This is a genomic window from Mycobacterium sp. 360MFTsu5.1, assembly GCF_000383495.1.
Lineage (GTDB): Bacteria > Actinomycetota > Actinomycetes > Mycobacteriales > Mycobacteriaceae > Mycobacterium > Mycobacterium mucogenicum_B.
The window spans coordinates 135,615-158,966 of sequence record NZ_KB911465.1; the positions used below are offsets into that span (position 1 = coordinate 135,615).

Sequence of the window (23,352 nt, forward strand, 5' to 3'; positions counted from 1 at the left end):
AGTGGGTCACGCGTTTACTGGATGAACGGAGTGTCATGACCTCGAAGGTGTACGCCTCGGCCGCCGCAGCGGTCGCCGACATCGGTGACGGCGCCACGCTGGCTGTCGGCGGATTCGGTTTGTGCGGCATCCCCGACCAACTCATCGATGCCATCGCCGCGTCGAGTGCCACCGATCTCGAGGTGTTCTCGAACAACTGCGGCGTCGACGGCGTCGGCCTCGGCGTGCTGCTGGGCCTCGGCAAGGTCCGCCGGGTCACCGCCTCGTACGTCGGTGAGAACAAGGAGTTCGCCCGCCAGTACCTGTCGGGCGAGCTCGAGGTCGAGCTGACCCCGCAGGGCACGCTGGCCGAGCGGATGCGCGCCGGCGGCGCCGGCATCCCGGCGTTCTACACCCCGGCGGGCGTCGGCACCCCGGTCTCCGACGGCGGTCTGCCGTGGCGCTACGCGGCCGACGGTTCCGTCGCTGTTGCCTCGCCACCCAAGGAGATTCGCGAATTCAACGGCAAGCGCTACGTGCTCGAGGAGTCGATCAACGCCGACTTCGCGTTGGTGCACGCGCTGCGCGCCGACACGGCGGGCAACCTGGTCTTCAACAAGACCGCACGCAACTTCAACCCGCTGGCCGCGATGGCCGGCCGGATCACCATCGTCCAGGTCGAGGAACTGGTGCAGCCCGGCGAGATCGACCCCGACGACGTCCACCTGGCGGGCGTGTTCGTGCAGCGCATCGTGCACACCGGGCCGCAGGACAAGCAGATCGAGAAGCGCACGGTGCGAGAGGATGCGAAATGACCGGCTGGAACCGTGACCAGATGGCCGCACGCGCCGCGGCCGACATGATCGACGGCGAGTACGTCAACCTCGGCATCGGCCTGCCCACCCTGATCCCCGGCTTCCTGACGGGCGACGTGCACGTAACGCTGCACTCGGAGAACGGCATCCTGGGCACCGGCCCCTACCCCACCGAGGATGCGGTGGATCCTGATCTGATCAACGCCGGGAAAGAGACCGTGACGGTGAATCCCGGTGCGGCGTACTTCGATTCGTCGCTGTCGTTCGGCATGATCCGCGGCGGCCACATCGACACCGCGGTGCTCGGCGGCATGGAGGTGTCGCGCACCGGCGACCTGGCCAACTGGATGGTGCCCGGCAAGATGGTCAAAGGCATGGGCGGCGCCATGGATCTGGTGCACGGCGCCTCGCGCGTCATCGTGCTCATGGAGCACACCGACAAGGCCGGCAATCCCAAGATCGTGCCGGTCTGCACGCTGCCGCTGACGGGTCAGGGTGTCGTCGACCGGATCATCACCAACCTGGCCGTCATCGACGTGCCCGGTGACGGCACGCTGATCCTGCGCGAGACCGCCCCCGGCGTGAGCGTCGACGACGTCATCGCGGCGACCGGAGCCGAGCTCACGGTGCAGCTCGACTAGGTAGTCAATTACGCCGTTCGGCTGATGTGTTGTGCCCGGCTCGGCCCGATAGTGACTTCTATCGGAACCGAGGGAGACATCGATGACCATCGCCGCCAGCCACCCTGTCAGCGTCCTGGACGCGAGCCTGCCCGTCATCGATTACGAAGCCGTCGATGATCCGGCGACGGCGCACCGGATGATCAAAGAGGTCCGCCAACGGTCGTCCGTAGCCATCGGGCCGCACGCACCAGAGGTGCTCAGCTACGAACTGGTCCGTACGGTGCTGCGCGACTCGCGCTTTCATCAGCCGGGCGTGCGCGGGCTGGTCCCGCGCGGCGTCACCGGCGGCCCGTTGTGGGACCGCATCGGCAGTGCGCTGCTCAGTCTCGACGGCGACGAGCACACCCGGCTCCGGAAGTTGGTGTGCAAAGCGTTCACCGGCCGGGCCGTCGGCCGGCTGGATTCGCTGATCGACGCCGTCCTGGCCGAGTTGGTCGATTCCGTTGCCGCCGTGGGACATTGCGACATCGTCGCCGACGTCGCCCAGCCGTATCCCATCCCGGTGATCTGCGCGCTGCTCGGTGTACCGCGCAGTGACTGGCGGATGATCTCGGATTGGACCGACGACGTCTTCAAGATGTTCTGGTGGGACGTGGCCGCACATGAATCGGAAATCCTCACGGCCTGGCAGAAATTCGATGACTACATCGATGCGATGATCGCCGAGCGTCGCACCACACTGACCGATGACCTGCTGTCCGCTCTCATCCGCGCCGAGGACGATGGCGACCGGCTCAGCCATGCCGAATTGCTCATGCTGTCCATGGGAATCCTTGCGGCGGGCACCGACACCACCCGCAATCAGCTGGCCGCCGCGGTGGACACTTTCTGCGATCACCCGGACCAATGGGCGCTCCTCGCAACACATCCCGAGCTGGTACCCCAGTCAGTCGATGAGGTCATGCGGTTCTCGCCGATCGTCCTCAACGTGCCGCGCTACGTCACCGAGGACGTGGAACTGGCGGGGTACTTCTTCCCGCGGGACTCGCTCGTCATCGCCAATACCGCTGCGGCGAACCGTGATCCGCAGGTGTACGACAACCCCGATCAATTCGATATCACGCGGCATGATGCACCGCCGATGCTCACGTTCGGCGGTGGTGTGCACTACTGCCTCGGCGCGCATCTCGCCCGGCTGGAACTGGTCAGAGCACTCACGGTGCTGCCGCAACGGATGCCGAACATTCGCCGTACGGGTCCGGCGCCGTGGAAGCCCCTGATGGCGGTCAGCGGGCCCCGGACGCTGCCGGTCGAGTTCGACGCCGGGCATTGATTGGGTGAGTGGTTGCGATTCTTCCGCGCGGGTACCCCGAATTCGGCAGGCTGTCAGGAGCCGGAGTCGGGATCACGACGCAGAAGAGGAGCACTTCATGAGAATCGGCATCATCGTCGGATCGATTCGCGATGGGCGCAGCGGAGCCGGTGTCGGCAGCTGGGTGGCCGAACAGGCGACCCAACGCGACGACGCCCAGTTCGAACTCATCGACCTGAAGACCTTCGACGTGCCGCTGCTCACCGCGGCGACGGTTCCCGCCGCGGCCAAGAAGCAGTACGAGTCGGAGAACGTGCAGCGGTGGAGCGCGGCGATCGATGCCTGCGACGGTTTCATCTTCGTCACCCCTGAGTACAACCACGGTGTCCCGGGTGCATTCAAGAACGCTGTGGACTCCCTCGGTTCTGAATGGTTCGGCAAGACAGTGGGTTTCGTGTCCTACGGCGCCGACGGCGGAGTGCGTGCGGTCGAGCAGTGGCGGCAGATCGTCGCCAACTTCCAGATGCTCGACGTCCGCGCCCAGGTGTCGTTGTCGCTGTTCACCGAGTTCGGCGCCGACGGCTTCACCCCGCTGGAGCGGCGTGCCGGAGAACTGGCAGGGCTGCTGGACCAGCTGATCACGTTGACCGCGAAGGTGACCGGCTGAGCTCAACTCGCGGCGCCCTGCAACACTTCTCGGCCCGGGGCCGTGCCGGCGATCAACGGCAGGTCCCGCCGGGGCCGCGACGGCCGGCGTGTGAACGTCCGGGACAGCACGCCGCGCACCAGCGGCACCGGCGACCACCAGAACCACCGCCCGAGCAGCCCCGCGATGCCGGGCACCACGAACGTCCGCACGATCAGGGTGTCGATGAGCAGGCCGACGCCGATGGTGGTGCCGACCTGTTCGATGCTCAGCACGTCGCTGGACAGCATGGCGAACATGGTGATGCCGAAGACGATTCCGGCCGTGGTAACCACACCGCCGGTACCGCCGAACGTCCGGATCATGCCGGTCTTCAGACCCGCGTCCGGCCGGGTCACCTCTTCGCGCAGCCGCATGGTCAGCAGCAGGTTGTAGTCCGCGCCGACGGCCACCAACGCGATCAACGCGATCGACGGCACCGCCCAGTGCAGGTCTTTGCCCAAGAGGTCCTGCCAGATGAAGCTGCTCACCCCGAGCGCCGACGCGTACGACACCACGACGGTGCCGATCACCACCGCGGCCGCCACCGGGCTGCGCAGCATGATGAGGACGATCAGGAACACGAGCACCAGGGCAACACCGGCCAGCAGCAGGAAGTCATCGGAGACATAGCCCCGAAGCTCTGCGGTGCCGGTGCCGAAACCGGTGACAAAGACGGTGTTTCGGACCAGCGTGCCCTCTTTCGTGGCCTCGCGGACCGCGGCCAGGATCTCGGGCGAGCGTAGCGCCCCGTCGGTGCCGAACACCTTGCCGTCGCCGTAGACGAGCAGCCGCGTCGACCGGCCGTCGGGCGCGAAGTACAGCCCGGCCGCGCGCTGGAAGCGCGGGTCCTGCCACGCGCGCTGCGGCAGATAGAAGCCGCCGGACGCACTGTCCTGGAAATCTGCCCGCACCCCGCGCAGGTAGTCCGTGAGCCCGGAGAACATGCCGCGGGTCTCACCGACAGTCTTGGTCAATTGTGTTGTGACGGCGCCGAGTTGGTCGACCGCGGCCCGCATCGAGCGCACCGATGCCTGCGCGCCGGTCAGCGACTTCGCCATGTCCGTGGTTCCAGCGCCGAACTGCCGGGTGCTGTCGGTCAGGGTGCCGGTGGCCGCCACCACGGAATCCATGGGTTCGACCACCTTGAGCACCAGTGAGCAGATGGCGTCGCCCGCGCAATTCGGGTTGGCGTTCGTGAAGCCGCGCAACGGATCCATGTACTGCGACACCGAGGTGACGTTGTCCCGCAGCTGCTGCATGCCGCCGTGCATGGCGTCGATCCCCGAGCCGAGCTGCCCGAGACCGCGGACGCTGCCGCCCAACCCGTTCTGCAATTGCGTTATCGCCGAGGAGAACTGGTCCAACGTCGCGGACAGCTGGTTGACCGCGCCGAGCCGCTTACTCAGCTGGGCCACCCCGTCGTCGAGCTGGTCGGCGATGGTGCCGGCCTGATCGGTCAGGGCCGCCTGCTCGGGCACCGAACCCGCCGGCCGCGACGCCGACTGCACCATACGAATGCCGGGAATCTCCATGATCTTCCGGGTCACCCTTTCGACCGCGATGACGCCCGCGGGGTTACGCAGGTCGTGGTCGGTCTCGATGGAGACGATCTCGGGCAGCAGCCGGTTGGGCGGGAAGTGCCGGTCCATGGCCTGGTAGCCCCGGTTGGCGTGAGTCGAATCGGGTTGTGCGGCAAGCTCGTCGAAGCCCAACCGGATGCCGGCGACCGGGATGGCGCAGACCATGAGAACCAGCGACGCGGCCACCAGCACGGGTCCGGGCCACCGGGCGACGACGGTCCCGACCCGGCGCCAGCCCCGGCCGGGCACCGTCGCCGCGGCCCGACGGCGCGGCTGCGCCAGACCATGCCGGCCGGCCAGCCCGATGAACGCGGGCAACAACGTCAGCGATGCGAACATCCCGGTGAGAATGCCGATGGCACAAGGTAATCCGGCACTGCGCAGCATGCCAACCTGGGCGAACAGCAGGCACGACAGCGCTGCCGCGATGGTCAGGCCCGACGCGGCGATCACCGGCGCGACACTGCGGTTCGCGATCACCAGCGCGTCCTCGTGGTCGACGCCGGCGCGGCGCTGTTCGTGATAGCGGCCCAGCAGGAAGATGCCGTAATCCGTTGCCGCCCCGAGCACCATCGCGGCCAGCAGCGACACCGAGAAGATCGATACCTCGATGAGGTCCCGCTCCCCCAGGAATGCCACGGCGCCCCGCGCGACCCCGAGTCCCAGCCCGACGGTCAGCAGCGGGATCGATGCCGTGATCACCGACCGGTACACGGCGAACAACAGCACCGCGATCAGCACCACCGTGACGCCCGTGATCATCAGCATCTGCTTGTCGATGGCGGTCAGCTCGTCGGCGATGGTGGCGCCGGGTCCGGTGACATAGGCGTGCAGGCCCGCCGGTGCCGGCGCGGCCGCGACGATCCGCCGCACCGCATCCAGCGCGGCGTTCGCCTTGGCGGCGCCGAGTTCACCGCGAATCCGCAGCATGGTGTAGACGGCCTTGCCGTCGGTGCTCTGCGCGCCGGCTGCCGTCAACGGGTCGGACCACAGGTCCATCACCGAATCCAGGTTTTCGGTATCCGCGCGCAATGTGCGCAGCAGCTGGTCGTAGTAGGCCCGCTCCGGCGCACCGAGCGGGTGCTCACCCTCCAACACCAGGTAGTTGAGGTTGCCGCTCGAGCCGTCGTGGAAATGCCGGTCCATCTGAACGCCGGCGAGGTTCACCGGGGCGTCCGCGGGCAGGAAGCCGCGCGCGTGGTTGTGCGCAGTGCTTTCCACTTGCGGCACAAGCAGATTGCCCGCCGCTGCGGCCAGCACCCACAATCCGATGATCAGGACCGCGAAGCGGCTGCAAAATCTTGCGATGACGTCCCACATGGGTCCGAAACTACGAGCGACCGGGGTCCGGAAACGTCGTGCTGCGGACGAGACCGGGCCTCCTACCGTGGTAGGAGGCCCCGGCCGTCCCGCGAATGATGTGTAAATCCCGGCACCGGCTCTACGCTGGCGGTATGGGCTGGCTCCGTGACTTCGCGCTGCGTCGGCGCGGGCTCGTGGCCTACCAGTACCCGTTCACGGTCCCGATCGTCATGTACACCGGCACTCTGATGGTCGCGGCGACTGCCGCGACGCAGCGGGATTTCACCAAGCCTTGGCTGCTGTTGGTGGCCGTCGGAATGGTGTTCGCGCCGATCGTCGCGTTCATCGTGGGCGGCTACAAGCCGTCGACGGCCGTGAGCGCGGCGTCGGTGCTCGCCGGGGTGGCCCTGCTGTTGCTGTGCTGGCCGCCGGTCTTCCTCGACGCGGCGCCGTTCCTGTTGATGTTCATGCTCGGAGAGGTGTTCGCGCTGGGGCCGATGCGCATCGGCCTCGTGAGTCTGCTCGCCAGCGCGTTGCTGCTGATCGGCGCGTCCCGCACGGGACACCTCAGCACGTTCGTGCCCTACCTGCTGTTCTTCCTGGCCATCGCGGCGATGATCGGCCACATCCTGCAACTGCAACAGCGTCTCGTCATCGAAGAACGCGCCCGCCAGGACGTCCTCGCCGAACAGGCCGCCTCCGACGAACGGCGCCGCATCGCCCGCGAGGTTCACGACGTGATCGCGCACTCCTTGTCGGTGACGATGCTGCACCTGACGGGCGCCCGGCGGGCGTTGCAGGAGGACAACGACGTCGACGAGGCGGTGGACGGGCTGCTCGACGCCGAGCGCCTCGGCCGGCAGGCCATGTCGGATATCCGGCAGACGGTCGGTCTGCTGGGCGCACGCGACGCAGCCCCGCTGCGCCTGGCCCCCGAGCCTGGGTTGTCCGACATCCCCGACCTGGTGACGAGCTTCTCCGATGCGGGATTGCACGTGGAGTCGAGCATCGAGATCGACCCGGCATCGGTCACGCCGGGGATCGGCCTGGCGCTGTACCGAGTGGCGCAGGAATCGCTGGCGAATGTCGCCAAGCACGCCCCCGCGTCGGCGGCGCGGCTGCGACTGTATACGGACAAAGGCACCGCCATCCTGTCTGTCGACAACGAATTGCCACGACCGGTCACCAGCGCAGCGGCAGGCGCCGGTCTACCGGGGATGCGCCAGCGAATCGCCTTGCTGGACGGCCAATTCGACGCCGGACCGGGACCGGACGGCTGGACGGTGCAGGCTCGCGTGCCGGTCACTCCGACGGCAACCCAGCACTGCGCCATGCACCGAATCCTGATGCCACGCAACGAGGTTCGCCATGACTGACGGCACGGTCCCGAAAGACGGTGCCACCGTCGACGTCCTGCTGGTCGACGATCAGGAACTCGTCCGGTCGGGCCTGCGAAGGATCCTGCGGCGCAAGGACGGCTTCTCCATCGTCGGCGAATGCGCCGACGGCGACGAGGTGCCACGCGAGGTGCTCCGGTGCCGTCCCGACGTGGTGGTGATGGACCTGCGGATGAAGCGCGTCAGCGGCGTCGATGCCATCCGGGCCCTGCGCACGGGCGGCGGCCCACCGGCCTTGGCGCTCACCACTTTCGACGACGACGACCTGTTGTCCGCGGCGCTGCGCGCAGGGGCGTCGGGCTTCGTCCTCAAGGACTCACCGGCCGAGGAACTCATCCGGGCGGTGCACGCCGTCGCGCGCGGTGAGGCGTATCTGGACCCCGCCGTCACCGCGCGTGTGCTGAACGGTTACCGGCGCGCGCCCGGCGCACCGTCCGACGACGTGGCCGACCGGCTGACGGCCCGTGAACTCGACGTACTGCAGCTGATCGGATCGGGCGCGACCAACGCCGAGATCGCCGGCCGGCTGGTCATCTCGGAGGTGACGGTGAAGAGCCACATCGGGCGCATCTTCACCAAGCTCGACCTCCGGGACCGCGCCGCCGCGATCGTCTACGCGTACGACCACGGCGTGGTGGCGCCGAAGTAGCGGCTACTCGGCGAACACCCCGCGCATGGCGTCGGCGCCGAACATCGGTTCCATCATGGCCGAGAAGTCCGGGCCGCGGCGCAGCTTCTGACCGCCGTCGACGTTGATCAGCTGGCCGGTGATCCACTGCGACGCGTCACTGAGCAGGAACAGCGCCAGGTTGGCGACGTCCTCGACCTCGCCGGCCCGGGGCAGCGGCGTGCACTGCTTGTAATCCTCACGCAGCGGCTCGAATTCGAAGATGCTGGCCGCCACCAGATCGGTCCGGATCAGGCCGGGACGGATGCTGTTGGCCCGCACCCAGGACGCGCCGAGTTCGTCGGCGGCCAACTGCACCAGATGATCCAGCGCCGACTTGGTGACGCCGTACGGCCCGAACCAGCGGTGGGTGTTGCTCGCCGCGATCGACGAGATGCCGACGAACGAGCCACCGCCACCGCGCACCATTTCCCGCGCGGTGTGCTTGACGACGTACATACTGCCGTTGACGTTGAGGTCGACGGTCTGGCGCCACATCTCCGAATCCAGGTGCGTGACGGGCCCGACGGTCAGCGAGCCACCGGCACAGTGCACGGCACCGGAGAGCTTGCCGTTCCACGCGGCTGCGGCCGCGACGGCGCGGGCGACGTCGTCCTCGTTGGTGACGTCGGCGGTCTGGAAGCGGATGGCACCCGGTCCCCCGGCGGCCGAGATCTCGTCGACGGCGGACTGCAACGTGGCCTCGGTGCGGCCGACGATGAGGGCGTTGCCGCCGGCGGCCACGACACCTTGTGCGATGGCCTTGCCGATGCCGCTGCCACCGCCGGTGATCAACACCGTCCGATCTGTCAGCCAACCCTGGACTGAAAACTGCACCGACGTACTCCTCTGGACAGATCAACGGGGAACACGTCTTGTATACACTTTTCAAAAGTTGTACACAATGCTGGTCGGGCGGCCAATTTCCCCGATCTCGGCACAGCAACCGGGCGTACGCTGAAATTTTCGCCAACGAAAGCGTGACGCCATGAGCATCCAGATTCCTCGACGCCTCCTGGTGGCCGGCGGCGTCGCCTTCGCGACGGTCGCCGCACCCGCCGTATTCGCCCTCAGCGGGCCGGCGTCCACCGCATCACTCGGGGACACCAACTGTCCGCCCGGCATGACGGAAAATCCCGTCAGCGGCTCCTGTTTCGCGGGCGGCAACGACCAGGCACCCGGACCGGTGCAAGCGCCGACGAACCAACTCGGCCAAGTCGACGGCATTCCCTGCACCGGCCACAACACCGGCGAGTGCATCGGCCTCTCCGAGGAACAGGTGCCCCAGGTGCAGCCGCACTCGTCGGTGAGTTCCAGCCCGTAACAACATTCGCCTAAGGTTGTGTAATGCCTGCAAAAACTGATCCCGCCGATATCGGCGATGTGGAGCCCCTGGCCGACAGCACCGCCCGTCAGGCCCGCCGGGTCGTAGCCGCATACGCCAACGATGCCGACGAATGTCGGATGTTCCTGTCCATGCTGGGTATCGGGCCCACGAAGCTCGACGCGTGACGGCCCGCGGAGGCAACGACGCTTCTGCGGCGTCCACCGCGAGTCCCAAATCCTCCAAGGGCGGTAAGGCCGCCACCAAGTCCGTCGGCAACTGCGACTTCGTCGTGGTCGCCAACCGGCTGCCCGTCGACATGGAGCGGCTGCCCGACGGTTCCATCACGTGGAAGCGCAGCCCTGGCGGCCTCGTCACGGCGCTGGAGCCGCTGCTGCGCAAACAGCGTGGCGCCTGGATCGGCTGGCCCGGCGTCGCCGACAGCGACGAAGAGCCGATCGTCCAGGACGAGCTGACCCTCTGCCCGGTCAGCCTGTCGGCCGACGACATCGCCGACTACTACGAGGGCTTCTCCAACGCGACGCTGTGGCCGCTGTACCACGACGTCATCGTCAAGCCCATCTACCACCGGCACTGGTGGGACGCCTATGTCGCGGTCAACCGGCGCTTCGCCGAGGCCACGGCCCGCGTCGCGGCGAAGGGCGCGACGGTCTGGGTGCAGGACTACCAGCTACAGCTGGTCCCCAAGATGCTGCGGGAGCTGCGTCCCGACCTGACCATCGGGTTCTTTCTGCACATCCCGTTCCCGCCCGTCGAGCTGTTCATGCAGATGCCGTGGCGCACCGAGATCATCGAAGGCCTGCTCGGCGCCGACCTGGTGGGCTTCCACCTGCCCGGCGGTGCGCAGAACTTCCTGGTGCTGGCCCGTCGACTGCTCGACTCCAACACCTCACGCCACACCATCGGTGTCCGGTCCCGGCTCGGCGAGGTGAACCACGACGGCCGCATCGTGAAGGTCGGCGCGTTCCCCATCTCGATCGACTCCGCAGCCATGGACGCCCAGGCCCGCAGCCGCACCATCCGGCAACGGGCCCGTCAGATCCGCGACGAGCTGGGCAACCCGCGCAAGATCATGCTGGGTGTGGACCGGCTGGACTACACCAAGGGCATCGACGTACGGCTGCGCGCGTTCTCGGAGCTGCTCGCCGAAGGCCGGGCCAACCGGCACGACACCGTGCTGGTCCAGCTGGCTACGCCGAGCCGCGAACGCGTGGACAGTTACAAGGTCATGCGGGAGGACATCGAGCGCCAGGTCGGGCACATCAACGGCGAGTACAGCGAGGTCGGTCACGCGGTGGTGCACTACATGCACCGGGCGATCGGCCGCGACGAACTCATCGCCTTCTTCGTCGCCGCCGACGTCATGCTGGTGACGCCGCTGCGCGATGGCATGAACCTGGTCGCCAAGGAGTACGTGGCGTGCCGCAGCGATCTCGGCGGCGCTCTCGTGCTCAGCGAATTCACCGGCGCCGCAGAGGAATTGCGGCAGGCCTACCTGACCAACCCGCACCACCTGGACGGAGTCAAGGACGCCATCGCCGACGCCCTCACGCAGTCCCCGGAAGAGGGCCGGCGTCGCATGCGCGCGCTGCGTCGTCAGGTGCTGGCCCACGACGTCGACCGCTGGGCCCGGGCGTTCCTCGACGCCCTCGCCCACACTCGCGACTGACGCCACACGACAAAGATTCAGGCCCCGGAGCAACCGCTCCGGGGCCTGAATCATGTTGGAGTACTCAGAAGATCGGCGTCATCTCGTCGATCAACCACTTGCCGTCGATCTTGCGGTAGTCGACCTTGAGCCGGCTGCCCTCGTAGTTGGGCTGCTTGCGCTCATCCGTGATCACCCGGTTGACGAAAGCCAGGACCGTGCCGGAGTCGCGGTGCGACGAGATCATGCCCGCCCCAACGACATTCACCTGGCTGATCAGCTTGCGCTTCACCGCGTCGTTGAAGATGTTGTTCTTGGCCGTCAGTTCCTCGTACCGCTTGCGGAACGCCGGCGTCATCAACGTCAGAGCCTGCGTCGTGGAACGCTGCACGCTGCTGTACTCGTAGCCGAGGATCTGTGGGATCTGAGACCTGGCCAGGCTGGGCAGCTCGTCGGCCGTCGCCTGTTCGCCGGAAAGCTGCACATGGTTCCAGTACGTCGAGCCGCCGAGCGCCCCGAGCGCCACCACGGCGACCGCCAACAGGGCGCCGAGCGCTGCCAGCAACCGGTTCATCAGTTGCCTCCGTCCGGGTACTTGATGTCGTAGGCCGCCATGTGGCCGCTGTCGTCCTCGCGAATGAAGACACGCTGCCGGTACGGCGTCGACGGCTGGTTCACGCCGTTGAGGTCGGTCAGGGTCACCCGGACCGTCACGAGCACCTTCGCGATGTTGGAGGTGTTGTCGACGCTCTCCAGCGCCGCCGCGGTGATGACCGCCTCTGAATTGGCCTGCGTCTGCTTGAACAGGTACTTCAGGTTCTCGGCGTTGTTGCTCTGGTTCATCATGTCGCGCAGCGGGCCGGGGCCGATGCCGTTCACGAAGCGGTTCACGCTCTCGTCGACCGTGTTCTGCGTGTAACTGAACATGTTGACCACGGTCTGCTTCGCCGTGTCCACGAACCGCTGATCACGGTCCTGGGTCGCCTCGATCTGCCCGTTGCCGTGCCAGAGGAACCAGGTGCCGCCGGCCAGGGCCGCCACGAGCACGGCGACGACGGCCAGACCGATGGTCATGACCAGCGACCGGTGCGGTTGCCGTCGCGGTACCTGGACCGCGGGCCGTGCCTTGGTGGTTACCGAATCGGTTGCCGATGTCTTGCTCGTCGTCGACGGAATCGCCACGTCGAGCACTGTTGAAGCCTCTGCTGAACCGGCGGTGCCGGCGGGCCGTGAGGCCCGCCTGCGCACGCGGGTCACCGGCGGCTCCGACGTCTCGTCCGTCGCAGCCGGTTGGTCACTCATTAAACCTGCCTTGGATCCTTCATCAGGTCGACCCAGGACTCGCCTGCGTCGCCGTTACTCGAGCCGGCGTTGAACACTCCCGTACCGCCGGCAGGGTCAGCGAAGACCCCGGTATTCGCATCGTACGTCGTACTCTGCGGCCCCTTCGGCCCGCTTGCCTGCGGCTGGCCCTCGGGGCCGGGCGCCGGCGGGTTGTTGATCGCGTACGGCGGAGTCACCTGATCCGGCGGTGCGAAGAACGGCCAGGGCAGCGGCTGCGGACCCGGATCACTCGGCGGGTACGGCAGCGGGAACGGCGCGTTGGGCGCAGGTCCCGGCCCGGCGGGCACACCCGGCGGCAGCTGCACCGACGGCGGACCCGGGTCGTAGTCGGCTCCCGGCGGGATGTTCGGGAACCGGTTCGGCGGCGTGATGTTCCGCGGGTCGGTGACCGGGGTGTCGTACGGCACCGGCGGACCACGCCACGGGTTGCTGCCGATCGGCACGTAACCACGCGGGTCACGGCAGATCTGGACGGTGGGGGCACGCTTGCCCGGGTACTCCATGCACGGGTAGTTGCGGGCACCGCGGACCGTGCTCGGATCGTTCTGCGCGGTCTTGCAGTACAGATCCTTCGGCAAGTCGCGCAATGTGGTGTCGGCCGGCGTGCGGATCTCCGGCGCCGGGACGAAGCCCGTCATGCACGGCGGCTGGCCCAGGCTGATCTTGAAGTCCAGCTTGCCGCCTTCGTCGATGGGCAACTGGCCTGCGTCCGTCAGCAGTGCCGCGATCAGCGCCGGGAAGATCACCAGGGCCTGCTCGATCGACTTGTGGTAAATCACGCCGATCCGGCCGAAGTTGGCGAGATTGGCGGCGAGGACCGGGAACGTCGGCCGGATGCCGTCGAAGGTCTCGTTGACGGTTTCGACGGCGCCCGGGACGGTCTTGAGCACCGACCGAATCTGCGGGTCGGCCTGGGCGGCTTCACCGGTCAGCGTCGCGAGGCTGCTGGCCATGGTCTTGAGATCGGCACCGGCGCGGATCTGCGCCTTCAGCAGCGGGCCGGCCTGATCGAGCAGCTTGTTGATCTCGTTGGTATTGGCATTGGCCTCGTCCACCAGCAGACGCGACGACTGGATCATCCGCGACAGTTCCGGACCCGATCCGTTGAACGCCTTGAACGACTCGCGCAACAGGTCCTGCAAGCGGGTGTTGCTGATGCTGCTCACCAGACTCTGGGCCTGGTTGAGCAGGTCGACGATGTCCTGACCGACGGCGGTGCGGTCGACGCCGATGGTGGCGCCGCCCTTGAGCATGTTCTTCGACGGGTTGGTCGGCGGTACCAGGTCGATGTACTGCTCACCGATCGCGGACACGCTCTTGACCGTGGCGGTCACGTTGTCCGGCACCGGGGTGTCGGTGTTGAGCCGCATCTGGGCCGTCACACCGTTGTCGGTCAGGCCGACGTTCGTCACGCGGCCGACGGTCACGCCGCGGTAGGTGACGTTGGCGTTCTGGTAGATGCCGCCACCGACGACGAACTTGGCGTCCACGTTGTAGACACCGAGACCGACGGCGGCAGGCAGGTGCAGGTACGACGTCGTGATCAGCGCGAGGCAGATGACGGTGACGACACCGAAGATCGCCAGCTGGAAACGCGCAAGACGGGTCAACAACATTACGGCTTCACCCCTCCATGTTGCGTCGCTTGGCCTGCTGGAATCTTGAACGGATCGGCGGCCTGTCCGGACAGGTTCGCCAGCGCACCCAACAGGAAGTCCGGCGGGTTGACGATCTCGTCCAGGTGCCGCATGTTCGGGTCGAAGGCCCCCGAGGTGGTGAAGACCGTCTCACCGAGACGGCGCAGCGTCAGGTCGAACGTGACGTACACGTTCAGGTAGTCGCCACGTACCGCGTTGCGGAAGTACTTGTTGGAGAACGGGAACGTCGGCAACAGGTCCAGGTCGTGGATGAATTCGTCGGCGTTGTCGTTGAACGCCTTGATCACCGGGAAGATGTCCTTGAAGTCCGCCGCGAAGTCGTCCTTCGTGGCGGTCATGACCTTCGCGCCGACCACCGCGAGCTTCCGCAATGCGGTGAACGCATCGACGATGTTCTTGCGGTTGTCGTTGAGGACCTTGATCGCGCCCGGCAGCGTGTCCAGCGTGCGGCCCAGGCTGTCCTTGCTCTTCGCCAGGATCGAGGCGAAGCGGTTCAGCCCGTCCATGGCGCCGATGATGTCGGTGGTCTGCTTGTCCAGGGACTGGGTGAGCTCAGCCAACCGCGGGATGAAGTCGACGAACTGCCCGGCCCGCCCGGCGACCGCGGCGTAGGCCTCGTCGGTGATGTCCTGCAGCGCACCGAGATTGCCCTTGTTCACGACCAGGCCCAGTGACGACAGCACCTCTTCGGTGGTCGGGTACCGGCCGGTGTTCGCCAGTGGAATCTCCGAGCCCTGCTTGAGCCGGCCCTGCGGCGCCTCCCCGACCGGTTCCGACAGCTGCACGTGCTGCGAACCCAGCAGCGACGTCTGCGCGACCTTCGCCCTGGCGTTCGCCGGCAGCTTCACGTCGCCGTTGATCGACAGCTTCACCGCGGCATAGAACGTGCCGTCGGGGCGCTGGACAGCGTCCAGGCCCGAGACGCTGCCGACGGTGACGTCGTGGACCATCACCGGTGAGTTCTGCGGCAACGTCGCGACGTCGGGGAGCTGCACCGTCACGGTGTACGAACCGGCGCCGTGGCCCTGGGTGCCCGGCATGTCCAGCGAGTTCAGGCCGCCGAACTGGCAACCGGCGAGCACCACGGCACTCGATCCGAGTGCCAGGACCTTCACAACCGTCTTCATCAGTTGCCTCCAGCTTCGGCGGGCAGCGGTGCGCCCACCGGCGCCGGGGCCGGTGCCGGGGCGGGTCCGGGCAGCGGGCCCGAACCGTTCAGCGGCGTCGAACCGGGTCCCATCGGCGGCGCGGCCGGCGAAATCTGGCCGACGACGGCCGGCGGCGGCAGGATCAGGTCGCTGAGCGTCCCGTCCGGCTGAACCTTCGGCGGCACCACGCCGGGTGCGGCGTTCCACTGCAGGTACGGCACCGGAGTCTGCGCCTTGGCCTCGGTCTGCGGGGTGTCGTAGATGACCTGACCCTTGTACGCCGTGATGCTGTTGATCGGGTGGAACAGCACCGGCGGGTAGTTCATCGCGATACGACGCAGCACCGGCCCCATGCGCTGACGGCAGATCTCCGACCGCTTGTAGTTGTCCGGAGTGGCGCCGACGTCGAAGTTACCGCCGCACAGGAATTGCACCGGGTTGGAGAAGTTCGGCAGCGACAGCAGACCGTCCAGGGAGCCCTGGGCCGGGTTGTAGATGTTGTAGAAGTTGGCCAGGCCGTTCGGCGTCACGTGCAGAATCTGCTCGATGTTGTCGCTGTTGTCGGTCATGATCTGGGTGAACTCGGCCAGCTTGCCGACCTGGTCGATCAGGGCCTTGTTGTTGTCCTTCAGCAGGCCTTTGACGTCGCCGAGCGCCTGGTTGAGGGCACCGAGGGTCTGGTCGAGACCGGCCGAGCTCTCCGCGAGTACCTGCGAAACCGATGCGACGTGGTCGGTGAACTGCACGATCTGCTCGTTACTGTTGGACAGCGCGTTGACCAGAATCTGCAGGTTCTTGATGGTGCCGAACAGGTCGCCACGCGAATCGCCAAGGCGCCCAGCGGTTTGCGACAGCTCGCGCAACGCGTTGCGGAACGAGTCGCCCTTGCCGTCGAGGGTGTCGGCGGCCTGGTTGATGAACGCACCCAGCGGACCCTGCGGCGCACCGTCCTGCGGACCGAGCTGCGCGCTGAGCTGGGTCAGCTGCTTCTTGACGTCGTCCCACTCGACCGGAACACCGGTCCGGCTCAGCGGCACCTCGGCGCCGTTGGCCAGTGCCGCGCCGCCGTCGTAGACAGGGGTGAACTGCACGAACCGGGCAGCCACGAGGTTCGGCGAGATGATGATCGCCCGGGCATCGGCCGGGATCTTCACGCCGTCCTTCACGGTCATGGAGACCTTGACTGAATTGGGCTGCGGCTCAACCGAATCGATGGTGCCCACCGGAACCCCGAGCACCCGCACATCGTCGCCGGCGTACAGGCCGACCGCATTGGTGAAGTAGGCCACCACCTTGTGGCCACCACGTGACGGCCACAGCAGGTAGGCGCCACCGGCGACGAGCGCCACCAGTGCGACCACCAGGGCGACAATCGCCCCGCGCGACTTCATGTTCTTCATCATGGCGACTTCGGCCTCACGACGATCCGTTCAGAGATGTAGCCCTTCAGCATGTCGCCGAGGCTGGCAGGCAGCTTGCCCGGCTGGAAGTACGTGTCGAGCAAGACTTCCGACATCGTCGCCGGCGGCAGGCCGTACAGGTTGATGTTGAAGCCCGGGCCGTTACCGACCACCTCGCCCAGCGCGGTGGCGTAACCCGGCAACCGCTTGAGCGCCTCGCTGATGTGCTCCTTGCGCTTCAGCAATTCGTCCAGCACCAGGTTCAGCTGCTTGAGGGCCGGGCCGAACTCCCGCTTGTTGTCGGCGACGAATCCGGAAAGCTGTTGCGAGACGCCACGGATACCGGAGATCAGCGTGCTGATCGACTGCCTGCGCTCATCGAGCGCGGCGAAGAGCTGATTGCCGTCGATCACCAGCTTGTTCACCTGGTCGGCGCGCTGCGCCAACGTGTCCGACACCTTCTTGGCGTGGCCCAGAAGTTGTTCGAGCGCCTGGTCGCGCTTGTTGAGGCTCCGCGACAGGGACGCCACGCCGTCGAGCGCGCCACGAAGCTGCGGCGTCGCGTCGTGCAACGTGTCGGTCAGCACCTTGAGGGCCTGCTCCATCTGGGGCTTGTCCAGCTCGCTGGTGTTCTGCCCGAGATCCTGCAGCGCGGTGTTGATCGTGTACGGAGTCGTGGTGCGGCCCAACGGGATAACCGTCGATTCCTTCGTCCCCTTCGGGGTCACCCAGAGGGACTTCTGGCCCAGCACCGTATCGGTCTTGATCGACACCAGCGACTGGTCGCCGACCCGGATCTGACGGTCGACGGTGAAGTTCACCTTCGCGGCCGTACCGGCGAGCTCCACGGTGCCCACCTTGCCGACCTTGATGCCCGAGACCCGGACGTCACTGCCCGGCGTGATGCCACCGGCGTCGCTGAAGAACGCCGAGTAGTTCTTGCCCTGCGGGTAGAACGGCAGTCCGGTGTACCCGAACGAGATCAGCACGAGGCACGTCACGATGAAGACGCCGAGTATGCCCGTGCGGACCGGATCCTTTTCCGGCTTAGCCATTTTCGGAGCACCTGCCCTTCGACGGATCCGCCGGGCCACCGAACGGCACGATCAGGTCGCTGCCCGCGGGGCCGCTCATCTTGATCTTGACCGAGCAGTAGTAGATGTTGAAGAACGCGCCGTACGCACCAAGTGCGTTGAGCCGCAGGTAGTTCTCCGCGAGGTTCTCGATGACCGGGTTCACTTCAGCCCGGCGCTCATACATGCGCTGCGCGAACGGGCGGGCGTTCTCGATGACGCCCTGCACCGGGCGCCGCGACTTCTGCAGCATCTCGGTCAGGTCGTTCTCGGCCGAGGCCAGCGGGCCGATGGCACCGGCGATCGGGTCGCGTCCCTCGGCCAGGCCGGTGATCAGCTGCTGCAGCTGGTCGATGCTGGTGTTGAACTGGGACCCCTTGGAGTCGACCGTGGCGAGCACCGTGTTGAGGTTGGTGATCGTGTCGCCGATCAGCTGGTCACGGTCGGCCAGGGTCTGGCTGAACGAACCGGTGTTGGACAGCAGGTCGGAGAGCGCGCCGCCCTGCCCCTGCAGGGCCTCGATCATCGCGGCGGTGATCTCGTTGACCTTCTTGCCGTCCAGGCCCTTGACGACGGGCCGCAGACCGCCGAGCAGGGCGTCGAGGTCGAGCGCCGGCTGGGTGTTGGCGAGGACGACGGTGCCGCCGGCCGGCAGCTTGCGCAGCTCGCCCGGACCGGAGGTGATCTCCATGTACCGGTCGCCGACCAGGTTCTGGTAGCGGATGACGGCCCGGCTCGAGCTGTACAGCTGGTAGCGGTCGTTCAGCGTGAACTTGACGTCGACGGTGTTGTCGTTCTTGAGCTTGACGCTCTTCACCGAACCCACCTGCACGCCCGCGATACGGACGTCCTCACCGGCCTTGAGCCGGGACGCGTCGGCGAAGTTGGCGTGGTAGGTGTTCGACGAGGCGAACCGGAACTGGCCGAACACGACGACCAGACCGGCGGCGACCAGCAACATCACGACGGTGAAGATCGTGACGTTGATCATCTCGCGTTTGTGTCTCATGGGCGGCCCCAGTCACTCGCGGACATCAGAAGCGGTCCCTCTCTGCGTAGGCACCGGAGAACAGGAACTGCAGCGTCGAGGGAGCGTCGAACTGCAACTCGGTGTTCGGCTGGAACGGGATGTAGGCGTTGTCGGTCACCAGGAACGGCGAGTGGTACCAGGAGCCACCGAACTGCTTGGACGGCAGGTCCGGAAGGCCACGGCAGTTCGGGCCACCGGAGGCGTTCACCATCGGCAGGCTCTCCGGGTAGGTGTAGTTGGGCGCGCCGGGGAAGAAGTTCGAGGACACGAACAGACCCGGCTTGACGCCACCGAACACCGGACCGAAGCGGTCCACGGCCTTCGACACACCTTGCAGCAGACACGGCAACTCGGGCGAGTAGTCGCCCAGGACCTTCAGCGGTGCGCGCAGTCGCTGGATGGCGGCGATGTAGTCATCGGCGGCCGGTGAGATGGTCGCGTAGGCGTTGTTGGCGAACCCGGCGGATGCGAGCAGCGCCGCGTTCAGGTCGTCCTTCTCGTCGATCAGCGTCTTGCTGACGGTCGGCGCGTTGTCGAAGACCTTGGCCAGATCGGGCGCGGCATCACCGTAGATGCCGGCCACGACGGCGGTGTCCTTGAAGTCCTGCTGCAGGGTCGGCAGCTTGGGGTTGAAGTACTGCAGGTACTTGCTCAGCCCGGCCGCTGCGGCACCGGCGTCGTCGCCATGGCCACGCAGGCCTTCACCGAGCGCGGTCACCGTGGCGTTCAGGTTGACCGGGTCGATCTTGTCGAGCAGGTCCGTCAGCGTCTGGAAGACGGTGTTCATCTCCAGCTGGACATCTTTGGCCTGCACCTGCGCGCCGGGACGCATCGATTCCTTCGACGGATGCTCCGGCGGGAGGAACTCGACCGACTTGGCGCCGAACACCGTCGTGCTGCCGAGCCGGACCCGGGCGTTCGACGGGATGTACCGCATCTGGTCGCTCAGGACGGCGAGCTTCAGCTTCGCCTGGTCACCGGCGTAGTCGATCTGCTCGACCTTGCCGACCTGGATGCCGCGGTACTTGACCTTGGCGTCGGGATCCATGACCAGACCGGCGCGGGGCGCCATCACCGAAACGGTGTCGGTGGGGGTGAATGCCGCGGTGTACGACAAATAGGTGAACACCACGGCGGCGACGATGATGCTGATCAGCACCGCCGCTGCGAGTCTCACATGACTGCGTTTGGGACCACCGGAGGACATCGTCTACACCCCCTATCCGGAGAGGTTGAAGTTGCCGGACGCGCCGTACACGGCCAGGGAGATGAGCAGGACGATGGTGACGACCACGATCAGCGAGGTCCGCACGGCCTGACCGACCGCGATACCCACGCCGACGGGTCCGCCGCTGGCGTTGTAGCCGTAGTAGGTGTGCACCAGCATGACCGCGACGGACATGACGATGGCCTGCAGGAATGACCACAACAGGTCGGTGGGCACCATGAAGGTGCTGAAGTAGTGGTCGTACAGACCGGCCGACTGACCGTTGATGTACACCGTCGTGGCCCGCGCCGCGAAGAACGATGCCAGGACGGCCAGGGCGTACAGCGGGATGACGGCGATCAGGCCCGCGATGATGCGCGTGGACACCAGGTAGGACACCGAGTGGACGGCCATCGATTCGACGGCATCGATCTCCTCGGCGACGCGCATGGCGCCCAGCTGTGCGGTACAGCCGGCGCCGATGGTCGCGGCCAGCGCGATGCCGGCGATGATCGGGGCGACGATGCGCACGTTGAGGAAGGCCGACAGGAAGCCGGTCAGGGCCTCGATACCGATGTTGCCCAGAGAGGAGTAGCCCTGGACGGCGATGACGCCGCCGGAGGCCAGCGTCATGAACGCGGCGACACCGACGGTGCCGCCGATCATCACCAGCGCGCCGGTGCCCATCGTCATCTCGGCGATGAGCCGGATGGTCTCGCGGCGGTAGCGGGTCAGCGCGTTGGGGATGTAGCGGAAGGACTCCCCGTAGAACAGGGCCTGCTCGCCGATGCCGTCGACGATGCCGGGCAGTGCCCGGAACATGCGTTTGAAACGGAGTGTCGCGTCGTAGCTCATGGCCGGATCACCTCACCAGTACTCGGACGCCGATGGCGGTCATGATCACGTTGATGACGAACAAGCAGATGAAGGCGTAGACCACGGTCTCGTTCACCGCGATACCGACGCCCTTGGGGCCGCCCTTGACGGTCAGGCCGCGGTAGCAGCCGACCATGCCGGCGAGCAGGCCGAACAGCACGGCCTTGATCTCGGCGAGCATCAGTTCACCCAGGCCGGTCAGCACCGTCAGACCGTTGATGAACGAGCCCGGGTTCACGCCCTGCAGGAAGACGGAGAAGACGTAGCCGCCGGAAATGCCGATGGCGCACACCAGGTTGTTGAGGAGCACGGCGACGAACGTCGACGCCAGGACGCGGGGCACCACCAGACGCTGGATCGGGTCGATGCCCAGCACCCGCATCGCGTCGATCTCTTCGCGGATGGTGCGGGCGCCGAGGTCGGCGCAGATGGCCGTGGCACCGGCGCCGGCGACGACGAGCACGGTGACGACGGGACCGAGCTGGGTGACGGTACCGAAGGCGGTGCCTGCGCCGGAGAGGTCGGCGGCGCCGATCTCACGCAGCAGGATGTTCAGCGTGAAAGCCACCAGCACTGTGAACGGAATGGCGACGAGCAGGGTCGGCACGAGCGATACGCGGGCAATCATCCAGGTCTGTTCGAAGAACTCCCGGAACTGGAACGGCCGGCGCCACATCTTGGTGAATGTGTCGAGGGCCATTTCGAAGAACCCGCCAACGGCCCTGGCCGGAGCCGCAAGCTGTTCGATCAACCTTCGACTCCATTCTCGGTCCTGATTCTGCAGTCACGGCGAAGAGTGGGATTTCCCTCGTTCGCAGCGGCCTGACAACCACGGTGTAATGCGTAGCTCTTGTGAGCCGGCTCATAGTAGCTAGAACACGTTCGCAGTGGCAAAAGAACAGCAAAATCACTGGGAAACGACATATAATCGCAGCTCAGCATATATTTTGACGTTGTCGTCACTGAAACAGGTTCTAGTGCTGACGCGACGCTTTCTGCGCCGCGTCAGCACTGAATCCGGGACGTTCAGTCCCTCGACTCCATCAGGGCAGTCGCAGAGAAATTCCGCTCCGGATCGCGGTCAGCAAAATATCCGCGCAACGTCGAACTCAGTTGTGTCATGTCCCACTCAGCGGACGGCGCTGTGAACTGGCTCTCTGCCGTCGGCGCTGCTACCAGGGTCACAGTCGGACCATAAACGATGAAGAGCTGGCCATTCACGTTTTCCGACGCGGGCGAGGAAAGGAAACGCACCAATTTCACAACGTGTTCGGGCGACAGCGGATCGACCTCACCCTCACCAGGAGCCGCACCGAACACATCGGCCGTCATCGCGGTACGTGCCCGCGGGGCGATCGCGTTGGCGCGCACGCCGTAACGCTCCAGGCCGCGGGCCGCGGTCAGGGTCAGCGCCGTGATGCCGGCCTTGGCGGCGCCGTAGTTCGCCTGGCCGACCGGACCGGCCAGACCGGCCTCGGACGAGGTGTTGACGATCCGGCCGTACACCTTGCCGTCGGCCGACTCCTTGGCCTTGGCGCGCCAGTAGGTGGCAGCGTTGCGGGTCAGCAGGAAGTGACCGCGCAGGTGGACCGCGATGACGGCGTCCCAGTCCTCGTCGGTCATGTTGAAGAGCATCTTGTCGCGGGTGATGCCGGCGTTGTTCACGACGATGTTCAGCCCACCCAGGCTGTCCGCGGTGGCGACCAGTTCGTCGGCGGTGCTTCGGGCGCTGATATCCCCGGCCACCGCAATGCCTTTGGAGCCGGCAGCCTCGATCTCGGCGAGCACGTCCGACTTGTCCAGCGCGCCGGCCATGTCGTTCACCACGACGGTGGCGCCGGCCTGCGCCAGGCCGATGGCCTCGGCGCGGCCCAGGCCCGCGGCGGCACCGGTGACCACGGCGACCTTGCCGGAGAGGTCGGTGGAGTCGATTTCGCTAGTCAATTTATGAATACCTCTAGTCTTTACGGAGAAGGGCTGCCCGGGGGCATTCGGCGATGGACTGCTCAGCCAGCGCTTCCTGGTCGGCAGGCACCGGATCGGCCTTGACTACCGCATAGTCGTTGTCGTCCAGATCGAAAAGGTCCGGCGCAATTCCCACGCAAACCGCGTTTCCTTCACAGCGGTCGTGATCAACTTCAACCCGCATGACACCCTCCTGACAGCCCGGATTTCGACGGTGAGGCCAACATAACGACCCCGCCATGGCGATGCCAGTGTGGCACGCTCTGGACCGCAAGACTAGAACGTGTTACAAGTT

General features: G+C 66.5%; 23 protein-coding genes. 9 read left to right on the top strand and 14 right to left on the bottom strand.

Annotated elements, in window-relative coordinates:
* The first annotated feature begins 35 nt into the window (after positions 1 to 35).
* From H289_RS0110430 to H289_RS0110445, 4 genes are all read left to right on the top strand, one after another.
* Positions 36 to 794 (top strand): CoA transferase subunit A, encoded by a 759-nt coding sequence (locus H289_RS0110430; RefSeq protein WP_020100731.1) that lies wholly within the window; start codon positions 36 to 38, stop codon positions 792 to 794.
* A complete protein-coding gene (locus H289_RS0110435; protein WP_020100732.1) occupies positions 791 to 1,435 on the top strand; it encodes a 3-oxoacid CoA-transferase subunit B in 645 nt (214 codons plus the stop codon). The genes H289_RS0110430 and H289_RS0110435 overlap by 4 nt, the downstream gene beginning before the upstream one ends.
* 82 nt (positions 1,436 to 1,517) lie before the next feature.
* On the top strand, positions 1,518 to 2,750 hold the full coding sequence (locus H289_RS0110440; RefSeq protein ID WP_020100733.1) for a cytochrome P450: 1,233 nt from the start codon (positions 1,518 to 1,520) through the stop codon (positions 2,748 to 2,750).
* Positions 2,751 to 2,847: 97 nt separating this feature from the next.
* On the top strand, positions 2,848 to 3,396 hold the full coding sequence (locus H289_RS0110445; protein WP_020100734.1) for an NADPH-dependent FMN reductase: 549 nt from the start codon (positions 2,848 to 2,850) through the stop codon (positions 3,394 to 3,396).
* 2 nt (positions 3,397 to 3,398) lie between these two features.
* Here H289_RS0110445 and H289_RS0110450 read toward each other — a convergent pair whose 3' ends face one another.
* Positions 3,399 to 6,317: an MMPL/RND family transporter gene (locus tag H289_RS0110450; protein ID WP_020100735.1), complete on the bottom strand. Its 2,919-nt coding sequence runs from the start codon at positions 6,315 to 6,317 to the stop codon at positions 3,399 to 3,401.
* Between the two features lie 134 nt (positions 6,318 to 6,451).
* On the opposite strand from H289_RS0110450, the gene H289_RS0110455 reads away from it, so the two are divergent.
* Together H289_RS0110455 and H289_RS0110460 are read left to right on the top strand one after the other, a co-directional pair.
* On the top strand, positions 6,452 to 7,675 hold the full coding sequence (locus tag H289_RS0110455; protein WP_020100736.1) for a sensor histidine kinase: 1,224 nt from the start codon (positions 6,452 to 6,454) through the stop codon (positions 7,673 to 7,675).
* The gene (locus H289_RS0110460; protein WP_020100737.1) at positions 7,668 to 8,345 is read left to right on the top strand and encodes a response regulator; all 678 of its coding nucleotides are present in this window, start codon (positions 7,668 to 7,670) and stop codon (positions 8,343 to 8,345) included. The genes H289_RS0110455 and H289_RS0110460 overlap by 8 nt, the downstream gene beginning before the upstream one ends.
* 3 nt (positions 8,346 to 8,348) lie before the next feature.
* Here the strand turns inward: H289_RS0110460 and H289_RS0110465 are convergent, their stop codons facing one another.
* Positions 8,349 to 9,200 carry an SDR family oxidoreductase gene (locus tag H289_RS0110465; protein ID WP_029105063.1) on the bottom strand — a complete coding sequence of 284 codons (852 nt, stop codon included), beginning with the start codon at positions 9,198 to 9,200 and terminating at the stop codon, positions 8,349 to 8,351.
* A 151-nt stretch (positions 9,201 to 9,351) separates the two neighbouring features.
* Between H289_RS0110465 and H289_RS0110470 the strand changes: the two genes are divergently transcribed.
* The 3 genes from H289_RS0110470 to H289_RS0110480 are packed head-to-tail and all read left to right on the top strand — an operon-like array spanning position 9,352 to position 11,377.
* Entirely contained in the window at positions 9,352 to 9,687 is a 336-nt protein-coding gene (locus H289_RS0110470; RefSeq protein ID WP_020100739.1) for a hypothetical protein, read from the top strand.
* 23 nt (positions 9,688 to 9,710) lie between these two features.
* Positions 9,711 to 9,875, top strand: coding sequence for a hypothetical protein (locus tag H289_RS32945; RefSeq protein ID WP_090562895.1), 165 nt, complete (start codon positions 9,711 to 9,713; stop codon positions 9,873 to 9,875).
* Positions 9,872 to 11,377, top strand: coding sequence for an alpha,alpha-trehalose-phosphate synthase (UDP-forming) (locus H289_RS0110480; protein WP_020100741.1), 1,506 nt, complete (start codon positions 9,872 to 9,874; stop codon positions 11,375 to 11,377). The genes H289_RS32945 and H289_RS0110480 overlap by 4 nt, the downstream gene beginning before the upstream one ends.
* Before the next feature lie 64 nt (positions 11,378 to 11,441).
* Here the strand turns inward: H289_RS0110480 and H289_RS0110485 are convergent, their stop codons facing one another.
* The 12 genes from H289_RS0110485 to H289_RS0110540 all read right to left on the bottom strand — a co-directional run bounded on the left by H289_RS0110485 (position 11,442) and on the right by H289_RS0110540 (position 23,241).
* On the bottom strand, positions 11,442 to 11,930 hold the full coding sequence (locus H289_RS0110485; RefSeq protein WP_020100742.1) for a hypothetical protein: 489 nt from the start codon (positions 11,928 to 11,930) through the stop codon (positions 11,442 to 11,444).
* A complete protein-coding gene (locus tag H289_RS0110490) occupies positions 11,930 to 12,658 on the bottom strand; it encodes an Rv1363c family protein (protein ID WP_020100743.1) in 729 nt (242 codons plus the stop codon). Before H289_RS0110490 ends, H289_RS0110485 begins: the two co-directional genes overlap by 1 nt.
* Entirely contained in the window at positions 12,658 to 14,313 is a 1,656-nt protein-coding gene (locus H289_RS0110495; protein WP_029105065.1) for an MCE family protein, read from the bottom strand. Before H289_RS0110495 ends, H289_RS0110490 begins: the two co-directional genes overlap by 1 nt.
* A 2-nt stretch (positions 14,314 to 14,315) precedes the next feature.
* Entirely contained in the window at positions 14,316 to 15,485 is a 1,170-nt protein-coding gene (locus H289_RS0110500; protein ID WP_020100745.1) for an MCE family protein, read from the bottom strand.
* Positions 15,485 to 16,906 (bottom strand): MCE family protein, encoded by a 1,422-nt coding sequence (locus H289_RS0110505; RefSeq protein WP_020100746.1) that lies wholly within the window; start codon positions 16,904 to 16,906, stop codon positions 15,485 to 15,487. The genes H289_RS0110500 and H289_RS0110505 overlap by 1 nt, the downstream gene beginning before the upstream one ends.
* Complete coding sequence (locus H289_RS0110510; protein ID WP_020100747.1) at positions 16,906 to 17,961, bottom strand: MCE family protein; 1,056 nt, start codon at positions 17,959 to 17,961, stop codon at positions 16,906 to 16,908. The genes H289_RS0110505 and H289_RS0110510 overlap by 1 nt, the downstream gene beginning before the upstream one ends.
* Positions 17,954 to 18,988 (bottom strand): MCE family protein, encoded by a 1,035-nt coding sequence (locus H289_RS0110515; RefSeq protein ID WP_020100748.1) that lies wholly within the window; start codon positions 18,986 to 18,988, stop codon positions 17,954 to 17,956. The genes H289_RS0110510 and H289_RS0110515 overlap by 8 nt, the downstream gene beginning before the upstream one ends.
* 25 nt (positions 18,989 to 19,013) lie before the next feature.
* Positions 19,014 to 20,216 carry an MCE family protein gene (locus tag H289_RS0110520; RefSeq protein ID WP_029105066.1) on the bottom strand — a complete coding sequence of 401 codons (1,203 nt, stop codon included), beginning with the start codon at positions 20,214 to 20,216 and terminating at the stop codon, positions 19,014 to 19,016.
* A 12-nt stretch (positions 20,217 to 20,228) separates the two neighbouring features.
* Positions 20,229 to 21,071: an MlaE family ABC transporter permease gene (locus tag H289_RS0110525; RefSeq protein ID WP_020100750.1), complete on the bottom strand. Its 843-nt coding sequence runs from the start codon at positions 21,069 to 21,071 to the stop codon at positions 20,229 to 20,231.
* Positions 21,072 to 21,078: 7 nt separating this feature from the next.
* The gene (locus H289_RS0110530) at positions 21,079 to 21,843 is read right to left on the bottom strand and encodes an MlaE family ABC transporter permease (RefSeq protein WP_029105067.1); all 765 of its coding nucleotides are present in this window, start codon (positions 21,841 to 21,843) and stop codon (positions 21,079 to 21,081) included.
* 275 nt (positions 21,844 to 22,118) lie between these two features.
* Positions 22,119 to 23,036 (bottom strand): 3-oxoacyl-ACP reductase, encoded by a 918-nt coding sequence (locus H289_RS0110535; RefSeq protein ID WP_020100752.1) that lies wholly within the window; start codon positions 23,034 to 23,036, stop codon positions 22,119 to 22,121.
* Positions 23,037 to 23,049: 13 nt separating this feature from the next.
* Positions 23,050 to 23,241: a ferredoxin gene (locus H289_RS0110540; RefSeq protein WP_029105068.1), complete on the bottom strand. Its 192-nt coding sequence runs from the start codon at positions 23,239 to 23,241 to the stop codon at positions 23,050 to 23,052.
* Between the last annotated feature and the right edge of the window lie 111 nt (positions 23,242 to 23,352).